Annotated in this window: 8 protein-coding genes; 7 read left to right on the top strand and 1 reads right to left on the bottom strand. The window is 72.9% G+C overall.

The window, feature by feature from the left end; all coding sequences use genetic code 11:
* The first annotated feature begins 99 nt into the window (after nucleotides 1-99).
* Nucleotides 100-2,661: an alpha-L-arabinofuranosidase C-terminal domain-containing protein gene (locus tag HYQ63_RS41390; protein ID WP_179939186.1), complete on the top strand. Its 2,562-nt coding sequence runs from the start codon at nucleotides 100-102 to the stop codon at nucleotides 2,659-2,661.
* Between the two features lie 51 nt (nucleotides 2,662-2,712).
* Here HYQ63_RS41390 and HYQ63_RS41385 read toward each other — a convergent pair whose 3' ends face one another.
* Nucleotides 2,713-3,468, bottom strand: coding sequence for a GntR family transcriptional regulator (locus HYQ63_RS41385; RefSeq protein WP_179939185.1), 756 nt, complete (start codon nucleotides 3,466-3,468; stop codon nucleotides 2,713-2,715).
* Between the two features lie 106 nt (nucleotides 3,469-3,574).
* Between HYQ63_RS41385 and manD the strand changes: the two genes are divergently transcribed.
* From manD to HYQ63_RS41355, 6 genes are all read left to right on the top strand, one after another.
* Nucleotides 3,575-4,792 (top strand): D-mannonate dehydratase ManD, encoded by a 1,218-nt coding sequence (gene manD, locus HYQ63_RS41380; RefSeq protein ID WP_179939184.1) that lies wholly within the window; start codon nucleotides 3,575-3,577, stop codon nucleotides 4,790-4,792.
* Nucleotides 4,789-6,216: a mannitol dehydrogenase family protein gene (locus tag HYQ63_RS41375; protein ID WP_179939183.1), complete on the top strand. Its 1,428-nt coding sequence runs from the start codon at nucleotides 4,789-4,791 to the stop codon at nucleotides 6,214-6,216. The genes manD and HYQ63_RS41375 overlap by 4 nt, the downstream gene beginning before the upstream one ends.
* A gap of 33 nt (nucleotides 6,217-6,249) precedes the next feature.
* Nucleotides 6,250-7,629 (top strand): MFS transporter, encoded by a 1,380-nt coding sequence (locus HYQ63_RS41370; RefSeq protein ID WP_179939182.1) that lies wholly within the window; start codon nucleotides 6,250-6,252, stop codon nucleotides 7,627-7,629.
* A 39-nt stretch (nucleotides 7,630-7,668) separates the two neighbouring features.
* A complete protein-coding gene (locus tag HYQ63_RS41365; protein ID WP_179939181.1) occupies nucleotides 7,669-8,676 on the top strand; it encodes an NAD(P)-dependent alcohol dehydrogenase in 1,008 nt (335 codons plus the stop codon).
* A 22-nt stretch (nucleotides 8,677-8,698) separates the two neighbouring features.
* On the top strand, nucleotides 8,699-9,124 hold the full coding sequence (locus tag HYQ63_RS41360; RefSeq protein ID WP_179939180.1) for a YchJ family protein: 426 nt from the start codon (nucleotides 8,699-8,701) through the stop codon (nucleotides 9,122-9,124).
* A 150-nt stretch (nucleotides 9,125-9,274) separates the two neighbouring features.
* Entirely contained in the window at nucleotides 9,275-12,787 is a 3,513-nt protein-coding gene (locus tag HYQ63_RS41355; protein WP_179939179.1) for a phosphodiester glycosidase family protein, read from the top strand.
* Nucleotides 12,788-12,828: the final 41 nt, after the last annotated feature.

Genomic DNA, 12,828 nt, shown 5'->3' with positions numbered 1-12,828 from the left:
TCCGGGGCGTTGACGCGCCCTGCCCTCCCCCATATCTTTCGTTCGAAGTTCTGAGCGACGTACGGGATTTCGAACGACACGATTCGGAACGGGAGACGCATGCCCCGCACACGCTGGAGACTCGGCCTCACCATCGGCGCCCTGCTCGCCGGTACCGTCACCGCCGTCCCCACGGCCGCCACCGGCGCTCCCGCGCACGCGGCGGCCGACGCCACCGACTACACGCTCTCCGTCGACCCGTCCGCCAAGGGCCCGGCGATCGACGACACGATGTACGGGGTGTTCTACGAGGACATCAACCGCGCGGCCGACGGCGGTCTGTACGCCGAGCTGGTCCAGAACCGGTCCTTCGAGTACGACCCCGCCGACCACTCCTCGTACACCCCCCTGACCGCGTGGACCGAGGCCGCGACCGGCGGCGGCACCGGCGACGCCAAGGTCGTGGACGACGACGGGCGGCTCAACGAGCGCAACCGGCGCTATCTGCGGCTGACGCTCGACGGCACCGGCGGATCGGCGGCCCGGTACGGGGTGACCAACTCCGGCTACACCACCGGGATGGCCATCGAGGCGGGCGAGGCGTACGACTTCTCGGTGTGGGCGCGCACCGACCAGGCGTCCGGAACACCGCTGACCATCGGCCTCGGCGACGGCTCCGGCGGCGACACGCTCGCGCGTCCGCTGCGCGCCACCGTGCGCGGCGACCGCTGGACCAAGTACACCGGCACCCTCACCGCCACCACCTCCAGCACCGCCGGACGGCTCACGGTCGCCGCGGGCGGCAGCGGCACCCTCCGGCTCGACATGGTCTCGCTCTTCCCCCGCGACACCTACAAGCACCGCCCGAACGGCATGCGCAAGGACCTGGCTCAGAAGATCGCCGCCCTGAAGCCGGGCTTCCTGCGCTTCCCCGGCGGCTGCCTGGTGAACACCGGCAGCCATGAGGCGTACGAGGCGCCCAACTGGCCGCGCAAGCGGTCCTACCAGTGGAAGGACACCGTCGGCCCGGTCGAGCAGCGTGCCGTCAACGCCAACTTCTGGGGCTACAACCAGTCCTACGGCATCGGCTACTACGAGTACTTCCAGTTCGCCGAGGACATCGGCGCGATGGCGCTGCCGGTGGTGCCCGCGCTGGTCACCGGCTGCGGCCAGAACAAGGCCACCGACGACCCGGCGCTGCTGAAGCGCCACATCCAGGACACCCTGGACCTCATCGAGTTCGCCAACGGACCGGTGACCTCGGCCTGGGGCAAGAAGCGGGCCCAGATGGGCCACCCGAAGCCGTTCGGCCTGACCCATCTGGAAGTGGGCAACGAGGAGAACCTGCCGGACGAGTTCTTCGCGCGGTTCACCGAGTTCCGCAAGGCCATCGAGGCCAAGTACCCCGACATCACGGTGATCAGCAACTCCGGTCCCGACGACAGCGGGCAGACCTTCGACCGCGCCTGGGCGCTGAACCGGGCCGCGGGCGTGGACATGGTCGACGAGCACTACTACAACAGCCCGCAGTGGTTCCTGGAGAACAACCAGCGCTACGACACCTACGACCGCTCCGGCCCGAAGGTGTTCCTGGGCGAGTACGCCTCGCAGGACAACAAGTGGTACAACGCGCTCACCGAGGCCGCGTTCATGACGGGCCTGGAGCGCAACGCCGATGTCGTCAAGCTGGCCTCGTACGCCCCGCTGCTCGCCCACGAGAACGCGACGCAGTGGCGGCCCGACATGATCTGGTTCAACAACTCCGCCTCCTGGGGCTCGACCAGCTACGAGACGCAGAAGCTGTTCATGAACAACGTGGGGGACCGGGTGGTGCCGAGCAAGGCGTCCGCCACCCCTGCCCCCAGCGAGCCGATCAGCGGCGCCGTCGGCCTGTCGACCTGGGCCACGAGCGCGGCGTACGACGACGTCAAGGTGACCGCCGCGGACGGTTCGACGCTGCTGAGCGACGACTTCTCTGGCGATGACGGGCAGTGGACCAAGGCCGCGGGCAAGGGATCGTGGTCGGTTCAGGACGGTGCGTACGTGCAGTCCGACGCCGCCGCCGAGAACACCATGGTCACCGCGGGCGACTCGGCGTGGCGCGACTACGACCTGAAGGTGAAGGCGACGAAGAAGTCCGGCAAGGAGGGCTTCCTGATCGCGTTCGGGGTCAAGGACACCGGCAACTACTACTGGTGGAACCTCGGCGGCTGGGGCAACACCCGCTCCGCCGTGGAGAAGTCGGTGGGCGGCGCCAAGCAGACGATGGCCGAGGACGCCACGAAGATCGAGACGGGGCGTACCTACGACGCCCGCGTCGAGGTGCGCGGCCGTCAGGTGACGCTGTACCTGGACGACAAGAAGTGGGGCAGCTTCACCGACGACAAGGTGGCCGAGCCGTTCCGCCAGGTGGTGACGCGGGACAAGGCCACCGGTGAGCTGATCGTCAAGGTCGTCAACGCACAGAGCACGGCCGCCCGCACCCGGATCGACCTGGGTGGCCGGAAGGTGGCGCGGACGGCGCGGCTGACCACGCTCCAGGGCGCGCCGGAGGCGGTCAACACCGCTTCCGACCAGCCGATCAAGCCGGTCCGGTCGAGGCTCGACGGGGTGGCGAACACCTTCACGTACACCTTCCCGGCGGACTCGGTCACCTTCATGCGGATCAAGACCAAGGGCTGATACGGGGCAGGTCGCGGGGCGGGTCCACACCGGGCCCGCCCCGCTGCCGTGTCAGTCCTCGCGGGCGGCGGCGCGCCGGGTGCCCTCGCGGCGCGGCCGGAGCGGGGCGTCCTGGTCGCTGAACAGCTCCGGGTGCTTGGCCCGGATCTTCTCCACATCGCTGAAGACCAGCCGAAGGTGCGAGCGCAGCGCCCCGTCGGCCCGGTCCAGATCGCCTTCCTCCAGCAGGTCGACCACGTCGCGGTGCTGGCCGATCAGCAGCGACATCTGCTGGGTCATGGGCAGCGAGAGCCGCCGGGCCCGGTCCAGCTGGGCCTTGGCCTGGCTGACCACGGGCCATGCCGAGCCGTGTCCGCTCACCGCCATCAGCCGCTGGTGGAACTGCTCGTCCAGCTGGAAGAAGCCCGCCATGTCGGACTGCGCGTCGGCTTCCTCCTGCGCGGTGAGCAGCACCCGCAGCTCCGCCACGTCGCGCACGGTGGCCTTGCCGACGGCGTCGCGCAGCGCCGCGCACTCCAGCGCCTCCCGGATGAACTGGGCGGAGGCCACATCGCGCTCGCGGATGCGCGAGATGAACGTGCCCATCTGCGGATAGATGTCCACCAGGCCCTCGTCGGCGAGGAGGATCAGGCTCTCCCGGACGGGGGTGCGGCTGACGCCCAGCTCGGCCGCCAGGTCGTTCTCCGATACGGCCGAGCCCGGGGCCAGCTCCAGGCCGACGATGCGCGAGCGCAGCACTTCGTGGACGAGCTGCCGGGTGTTGCGCCCCCGTGAGCGTGCCGCGTGCAGTCCTTCCGCCGATGCCATCTGACCCCTTCCGAACCCTTGACCCGCCTCGCTGACGTACTTGTATGGTAGCCGACCAACAGCCCGGGCTCCACCCCGGAGCCGGCGCAGTGAGGAGCAGACGCGCATGGCCACGATCACGGAGGCGGCGGTCATCGTCACCTCTCCCGGTCGCAACTTCGTGACCCTGAAGGTGACCACGTCCGACGGCGTGACCGGTCTCGGCGACGCCACGCTGAACGGACGCGAGCTGGCGGTCGCCTCCTATCTGGAGGATCACCTCGTACCGCTGCTGATCGGCCGCGACCCCGCCCGCATCGAGGACATGTGGCAGTACCTCTACAAGGGGGCGTACTGGCGCCGCGGCCCGGTGACCATGACCGCGATCGCGGCGGTCGACACCGCGCTGTGGGACATCAAGGGCAAGGTCGCCGGGATGCCGGTGTACGACCTGCTGGGCGGCAAGGCCCGCGACGGGGCCATGGTCTACGGTCACGCCAGCGGCGGCGACATCCCCGAGCTGCTCGACGACGTCGCCCACTTCCAGGAGATGGGCTACCGCGCGATCCGCGCCCAGGCCGCCGTCCCCGGTTCCCCCGGGACCTACGGCATCCGCCACGGCACGGTCGCCACGGTCTACGAGCCCGCCACCGGCGCCCTCCCCGAGGAGCAGCCGTGGTCGACCGAGGCGTACCTGGACTTCGCGCCGCGCTATCTGGAAGCGGTCCGCGAGCGGTTCGGCTTCGACTTCCACCTGCTGCACGACGTGCACCACCGGCTCAGCCCCACCGAGGCGGGGCGGCTCGGGCGCAGCCTGGAAGACCTGCGGCTGTTCTGGATGGAGGACCCCACCCCCGCCGAACTCCAGGACTCCTTCCGGCAGATCCGCCAGTCCACCACCACCCCGATCGCGGTCGGCGAGGTCTTCAACTCCATCTGGGACTGCCAGCAGCTCATCACCGAGCGGCTCATCGACTACATCCGCGCCTCGGTCGTGCACGCGGGCGGCATCACCCACCTGCGGCGGATCTTCAACCTCGCCGAGCTGTACCAGGTGCGCACCGGGTCGCACGGCGCCACCGATCTGTCGCCGGTGAGCATGTCCGCCGCCGTCCATCTGGACGTCACCGTGCCCAACTTCGGCATCCAGGAGTACATGGCGCACGACCCGCTCACCCATGAGGTGTTCCGGCCGACGTACGAGCTGCGCGACGGCGCGCTGCACCCCTCCGAGGCGCCCGGCCTCGGCATCGAGCTGGACGAGGAGGCGGCCGCCCGCTTCCCGTACGACCCGAAGTACCTGCCGGTGAGCCGCCGTACCGACGGGTCGGTGCACGACTGGTGAGCACCGCACAACGGCTGTCCCTGGCCACCCTGCCCGCCGTACCGGCGGCCTCGCGCCCGCCGGTCGATCCGCGCGCACTGCGCCCGCGGATCGTGCACCTGGGGATCGGCGCCTTCCACCGCGCCCACCAGGCCCTCGCCACGCAGACCGCCGAGGCGGCGCACGGCGGCGCATGGGGCATCGCCGGGGTCACCCAGCGCAGCCGGGCGGTGGTGGACGCGCTGCGCCCGCAGGACGGGCTGTACTCGTTCACCGAACGGCGGCCCGAGGGCCCGGCCACCCGGGTGGTCGGCGCGGTGACCGAGGTGCTGCACGCCGCCGACGACGCCGCTCGGCTGAGGGAGCTGCTGGCCTCGGCGGACGTGACCGTGGTGACGCTCACCGTGACCGAGAAGGGCTACCGGCGCGACCCGTCCGGCGGCGGTCTGGCGTTGGAGGACCCCCTGATCCGCGCCGACCTCGCGGGCGCTCCCGCCCCCGCGACCGTCGTCGGGCAGCTCGCCGCGGGGCTGCGCGCCCGGCTGCGGGCGGGCGGTGCGCCGCTGTCGGTGGTGTCCTGCGACAACATGGCGGCCAACGGCGCGGTCCTGCGGCGTCTGGTACGGGGCTTCGTGGCGGCGAGCGCATGGGACGAGCGCGATCGCCTCCTCGACTGGCTGACCGGATCGGTGGCCTTCCCCGCCACCGTCGTCGACCGCATCGTGCCCGCCACCACCGACGCCGACCGCGAGGCGGCGGCCCGTGCGCTCGGCGTGACGGACGAGGGCGCGGTGACCGGCGAACCGTTCACCCAGTGGGTGCTCCAGGACATCTTCGCCACCGACCGCCCGCGCTGGGAGGAGGCGGGCGCCCGGTTCGTCGCCGATGTGGCCCCGTACCAGTCCGCCAAGCTCCGGCTGCTCAACGGCGCGCACTCGCTCATCGCCTACCGCGGCCTCGCGGAGGGCTGCGAGACCGTGGCCGACGTCCTCGCCACGCCCTGGGGCGAGGCTGCCGTGCGCGCCTACTGCGCGGAGGCGGCGCAGAGCCTGCCGCCCGCCGAGGGCCTGGACCTGGCCGGGTACATCGACAGCCTCGTCGTCCGCTTCGCCAACCCCGCCATGCACCACCGGATCCGGCAGATCGCCATGGACGGATCGCTGAAGATCCCCGAACGGTGGCTGGCCCCGCTGCGCGAGCTGCGCGCCGCCGGGCGGGACACCCCGGAACTGGTGTCGGCCCTCGCCGCGTGGGCCCGCGTCACCCGCGACCACCCCCTGGACGACCCCGAGGCCGAAGCGCTGTGCCGGGCCTGGGACGCCCGGCCCGCGCGCGACGCCCTGCGCCGCCTGCTCGGCCTGCTGGGCGCCGACGACCTCGCGGACGACACCTCCCTGGTCACCTCCGTGGCAGCGGAGCTGCCCTCCGGCGCCCGGACGCGCTGACCACACGCACCACCCCTTCGAAGGAGAGCCGCCTTGAAGACCCCCAGAGTCGCCCCCGCCACCGACACACCACCCCAGGACGAGGCCGCCTCCGCGCCACCCCGCCCGCGCGGCCTGCGGCACAACACCCGCTGGCTGATGGTCTTCCTCTGCTTCCTCGGCATGACCGTCAACTACGTCGACCGCGCCACCATCTCCATCTCCCTGCCCTACATGACCGACGACCTGCACATCGGTCCGGAGTGGCAGGGCGTGATCCTCAGCATGTTCTTCGTGACCTACGCGCTGGGCCAGCTGCCCTCCGGGGCGCTGATCGACCGGTACGGCGAGAAGAAGATGTTCGCGATCGGCGGGCTGATCTGGTCGCTGGTCACCGTCGCCACCGGCTTCGTCCGGGGCATCGGCAGCCTGCTGGTCGCGCGGCTGGCGCTCGGCGCGGGCGAGGCACCGGCGTACCCCTCGTGCGCCAAGTCCGTCTCCCGCTGGTTCCCGGTCCGCGAACGGGCGCTGGCCAACAGCGTCTGGGACAACGGCGCGCGGGCCGGCACCGCGGTCGCCGCCCCGGTGGTGACCGCGCTGATCGCGTGGCAGGGCTGGCGGATGGCGTTCTGGGTCACCGGCGGGGTCGCCCTGCTGTGGGTCGCGCTGTGGCTGAAGGCGTACCGCGAGCCCTCGGCGGCCGGCGGGATCAGCGCCGAGGAGCGCGCCTACGTCGCGGCGGGCGGTGCCCGGCTGGAGGAGGCCCCCGCCGAGGACGCCGGGAACACGGCGCCGGAAGGGCCCACGGTGCGGTGGCGTGACCTGTTCCGGTACCGCACGGTCTGGGGCATGATGATCGGCTTCTTCTGCCTCAACTACGTCATCTACTTCTTCATCACCTGGTTCCCCAGCTACCTCGTCGACGCCCGCGGCTTCGACCTGCTGAAGCTCGGCTTCTACGGCGCCCTGCCCGGCCTCGTCGCCATCGGCGGCAGCCTGCTCGGCGGCTGGACCAGTGACACCCTGCTGCGCCGCGGCTGGTCGGTGACCCGGGCCCGCAAGACCTGTCTGGTGTGCGGGATGCTCTTCTCCTCGGTCATCGCCTTCGCCGTGCTCGTCCCGAGCGCCATGTGGGCCCTGACGCTGCTGTCCGTCAGCTACGCGAGCCTGGCCTTCTCCGCCGCCTCGGTGGCCAGCCTGCCCGCCGACGTGGCACCCACCCCGCGCCACGTGGCCTCGCTCGGCGGCATCCAGAACTTCGCGTCCAACCTGGCCGGTGTGCTCGGCTCGACCACCACCGGACTGCTGCTGGGCTTCTTCAACCACTCGTTCGTCGCACCGCTGGTGCTGTCCGGCGCGCTGTGCGTGGTCGGCGCCCTCACCTACGGCCTGGTCATCAAGCGCGTCGAACCCCTGCGGATCTCCGCCGCCTGAGCCCCCTTCACCTCCGTACGTACCAGGAGAACCACCCCGATGAACGACGCCACCGCCGCCGTCCTGCACGGCCCGAAGGACGTGCGCATCGAGCGGCGCCCGATACCCGAACCGGCCCCGGGAGAGGTCCTGGTGGAGATCGGCGCCGTGGGACTGTGCGGCTCCGACCTGCACTACTACGCCCACGGCGAGAACGGACCCAACGCACTCCGCTCCCCCACCGCGCTGGGCCACGAGGCCGCCGGAACGGTCGTGGCGGGCGACGGCACCCACCCCGTCGGCACCCGGGTCGCGATCGAGCCCGCCATCCCCTGCGGACGCTGCCGCGCCTGCCGCGGCGGGCGCTACAACCAGTGCCCCGACGGCCACTGCTTCGGCTCCCCGCCCACCGACGGTGCGCTCACGGGCCATCTGGCGGTGCCGTCGGAGTTCGCCCATCCGCTCCCCGCCGACTTCCCGCTCACCGCCGGAGCCCTGATCGAACCGCTCGCGGTCGCCCTGCACGCGGTACGCCGCGGAGGCGTCGCGGCCGGGGACCGGGTCCTGATCACCGGCGCCGGGCCGATCGGCCTGCTCGTCCTCCAGGCGGTCCGCGCGGTGGGCGCGGGCGAGACCGTGGTGACCGACGTCAACCCCGGCCGGCTCGCCCACGCCCGCCGCCTGGGAGCGGACGACGTACGGGACACCGCGCACGAACCCCTACCGCGGGAGCAGGCGTTCGACGTCGCCCTCGATTGCTCCGGCGTCGAGACCGCCCTCGTCGGCGCCGTCCGGGCGCTGCGCCCGGGTGGTACGGCCGTCGCCGTCGGCAATCCGGTGCGGCCGGTCACGGCGCTGCCGCTGGCCTGGATGCAGCGGCAGGAGCTGACGCTGGTCACCGCCTTCCGCTACGCCGGGGACTTCCCGGCCGCGGTCGCCCTGGCCGCGGCCGGACGGGTCGACCTGGAGTCCCTGGTGACGGCCAGGTTCCCGCTGGAACGGACGGCCGACGCGCTGCACACGGCGCTCACCGACGACCGGCAGCTGAAGGTCGTCATCGAGCCCTGAGCGCGGACGTCACAATGGACCCATGTCCCGACGCACCCGCCGTACCACCCCTGTGACCTGCCCCTGCGGACTGCCCGCGCCGTACGCCGACTGCTGCGGCCGCCTCCACCGGGGGGAGGCCCAAGCGGCCACGGCCGAGCAGCTGATGCGCTCCCGCTACAGCGCCTTCGCGGTGCGGGACGAGGCGTATCTGCTCCGCAGCTGGCACTCGACGACACGGCCGCCCCGGCTCGAACTCGACCCGGGGCCGCGGTGGGTGCGGCTGGAGATCCTCGGTACGACGGACGGCAGTGCGTTCCACTCGGCGGGCACGGTGGAATTCCGGGCACATTACGTAGACAGCGTAGACAGCGCGGCCGGCGGGCGCGCGGGCGAGCAGCACGAGAACAGCCGCTTCACGCGCGAAGGGGGCGCGTGGGTGTACGTGGACGGCGTGTCCCTGCCCTGACCCGCGCCCATCGGGCCCCTCGGCGGCGGCCAAGCGGCGTGTGTTCTCCATGATGTCGTCCACGCCTTCTGGCGCGCCGTCACCTCCATGGCGATGCTTGGGGCGCTGTGCGTGGGAACCACGCGCGTCCCATGGCCCCATGGAGTTGCCATGTCCCCTGTCGCGTTCACCAGACCCGTGGCGGCACTGGCCGCCGCCTGTGCCCTCGTCGTGGGTGCGGTCGGCCAGTCCGCCGCCGACACCACCCCCGCGCCCGAACCGCTCCCCCGCTCCTCGTCGGAGATGCTGCGGCCGATCGCCCCACCGCCCGCCGTCAACCCCCCGCCCGGCGCGCGGTCCATCGTCGACGGCGACGGCATCCGGACCGCCCGCTCGGAGCGCCCGGTGTCCCCGGGGGTGAAGCTGACCTCGTACGACCGGCTGGAGTCGGACAAGTGGCTGCGGGCCGACGCCCTTTCGGTGGACCTCACCAGTTCCGCGAAGGTCGACTATCTGCGCCCGGACAAGGTCGCCCGGCGCGACACCGTCTCCCGGCTCGCGGGGGCGCACGACGCCGGGCCGGGCCGCCGCACGGTCGCCGCGATCAACGGTGACTTCTTCGACATCAACCAGACCGGCGCCCCCGAGGGCACCGGCATCGGCGACGGCCGGATCGTCAACTCCGCCGCCTCCGGCTCGGGCAGGGCGGTCGGCATCGGTCCGGCCGCCGCGGGACGCGTCCTCCAGCTGTACTTCGACGGCACGCTGACCCTCCCGGACGGCCCGCGTCCGCTCGCGGCGCTCAACGCCGCCAACGTCCCGGGAGGCGGCATCGGCGCGTACAACGCCCAGTGGGGCGAGGCGGACCGGGCGCAGACCGTGGACGGGGCGCGGCGCACCGCCGAGGTCACGGTCGTGGACGGCAAGGTCACCACGGCGGCCGGAGCGCCCGGCAAGGGGGCGATCCCGGAGGGCGCCACGGTGCTGGTCGGCCGCGACACCGGGGCGGATGCCCTCGCCCGGCTGACGGTCGGCGACCCGGTGTCGTGGGAGTACCGGCCCCGCACCGACAGCGGCGACGCCCCGCGCACGGCGGTCAGCGGCCGTGAACTCCTCGTCGTGGACGGCGAACCCGTCGGCCACGAGGGCGAGGGCAACAACACCGCGGCGCCGCGCACGGCCGTCGGCTTCTCCCGCGACGGCCGGACGATGCAGATCCTCACCGTGGACGGGCGGCAGGCGGACAGCGGCGGAGTCACCCTCACCGAACTGGGCCGGATGATGAAGGACGCGGGCTCCTACAGCGCGCTCAACCTCGACGGCGGCGGCTCGTCCACGCTCCTCGCCCGCGAACCCGGCAGCGACACGGGCCGGGTGGAGAACAGCCCCTCCGACGGCAGCGAGCGCCCCGTGCCCAACGGGCTCGCCTTCACCGCCCCCGACGGCAGCGGCCGGTTACGGGGCTTCTGGGTGGAGACGGCGACCGAGGCGACCGAGGCGCCCACCGTCGATCCGGTCCGGGGCGGCCACCCGGAGCGGGTGTTCCCGGGGCTGACCCGCCGCCTCACCGCCGCGGGCTACGACGAGACGTACGGCCCGGCCGAGGGCTCGCCGCGGTGGCTGTCGTCCGACCCCGGGGTCGGACGGGTCGGCGCCGACGGGACGTTCACCGCGCGCCGCGGCGGCGACACCACGGTCGTCGCGCGGCGCGGCGCCGCCCGCGGCTCGATCGGGCTGAGCGTGCTGGACGAGCTGGACCGGATCGAGCCCACCACCCGGCTGATCGGGCTCGCCGACGCCGGGGCCACCGGCCGCTTCGGGGTCGTCGGCCTGGATGCGCACGGCACCAGCGCGCCCATCGAGCCGTCCGACGTCCGGCTGACATACGACCACGCGCTGTTCGACATCGCCCCGGACCCGGCGACGGGGAACTTCACCGTCACGTCCCGCGGCGACCGGACCGCGGGCCGGATCACGGTCGAGGTCGGCGACGCCGTCACCGTACTCGCCGTCACGGCCGGACTGACCGACCAGCCGGAGGCGTCCTTCGACGACGCCGGGCAGTGGACGTTCAGCCAGGCCCGCGCCTCCGGTTCGGCGAAGGCCACGCCCGACGGGCACCGCGGCACCGGGCTGGAGCTGACCTACGACTTCAGCCAGTCCACCGCCACCCGCGCCGCCTATGTCACCCCGCCGGAGCCGATCGCGGTGGACGGCCAGCCGCAGTCGTTCGGCCTGTGGATCAAGGGCGACGGCAAGGGGGCGTGGCCGACCCTCCACCTCAAGGACGCGGCGGGCTCGAACCAGTTGCTGCGCGGCCCGTACATCACCTGGACCGGTTGGCGACATGTCGACTTCGCGGTTCCGGCCGGGGTCGCGTATCCGCTGAAGGTGAGCCGCTTCTACCTCGCCGAGACGGGCGCCACCCGCCAGTACACGGGCGGCGTGACCCTGGACGACCTCACCGCACGGGTCCCGCCCGATGTCGAGCTGCCGAAGGAGGACGTACGCCCCGATCCGCTCATCGCCACGGCCGCGCGCACCGGGGACCGGGACTGGCGGTTCGCGGTGATGTCGGACGCCCAGTTCGTGGCCCGCGCCCCGGACAGCCCGATCGTGGCCCAGGCCCGCCGCACCCTGCGGGAGATCAAGGCGGCGAAGCCCGACTTCCTGGTCATCAACGGCGACTTGGTGGACGAGGGTTCCCCCGCCGATCTCGCCTTCGCCCGCCGCGTCCTCACCGAGGAGCTGGGCGACGACCTGCCCTGGACTTACGTGCCGGGCAACCACGAGGTGATGGGCGGCTCGATCGACACCTTCACGGCCGAATTCGGGCCCGCGCACCGCACGTTCGACCACCGGGGCACCCGGTTCCTCACGCTCGACACCTCGAGCCTGAGGCTCCGGGGCGGCGGCTTCGAGCAGATCAAGGCGTTGCGCACACAGCTGGACGCCGCCGCCGGGGATCCGGCCATCGGCTCGGTGATGGTGATCGAACACGTCCCGCCGCGCGACCCCACCCCGCAGCAGGGCAGCCGGCTGAGCGACCGCAAGGAGGCCGCGCTGCTGGAGAACTGGCTGGCCGACTTCCGCCGTACGACGGGCAAGGGCGCGGCGTTCATCGGCAGCCACGTGGGCACCTTCCACGCCTCGCGGGTGGACGGCGTCCCGTATCTGATCAACGGCAACGCGGGCAAGAACCCGGCCACCCCGCCCGGCCAGGGCGGCTTCACCGGCTGGTCGATGGTGGGCGTCGACCACGTCTCGCCGCGGCAGCGGGCGGCGGCGCGCCACGCGCCGTGGACCGGCGGGCCCGACTGGGTGTCGGTGCAGACCCGCGCCCACGTGGACGGGCTGACGGTCACCGCCCCGGCCGAGCTGCGCGCCGGGCAGGACGCGGACGTCACGGCGGCGGTGCTCCAGGGCGAGGGGGCCGGTGCCCGCACGGTGCCGGTCGGCGGGCCGCTCAGCGCGGACTGGACCGGCTCGCGACACGTCTACGTCGGCGCGGTGTCCCGCGCCCGGCACCCGGCCCGCTACGTCGCCGCGTTCGACCCGGCGACCGGGAAGCTCACCGCGCTGCGCCCGGGTACGGCGACCCTGGCGGTGACCGTGAACGGTGCGACGGCGCAGGCGCGCTTCTCGGTCACGGCCGCGGCCCGGGCCGGGGCTCCCGCGGCGTGAACGGGCCGGTGGGGGCGGGACGCCCGCCCGGGGCCCCGCCC

Origin of the sequence: Streptomyces sp. Rer75, assembly GCF_013414305.1 — a bacterium.
Classification (GTDB): Bacteria; Actinomycetota; Actinomycetes; order Streptomycetales; family Streptomycetaceae; genus Streptomyces; species Streptomyces himastatinicus.
The sequence above is the reverse complement of the archived record's forward strand: the minus strand, read 5'-3'. Positions and strand labels throughout refer to the sequence as shown.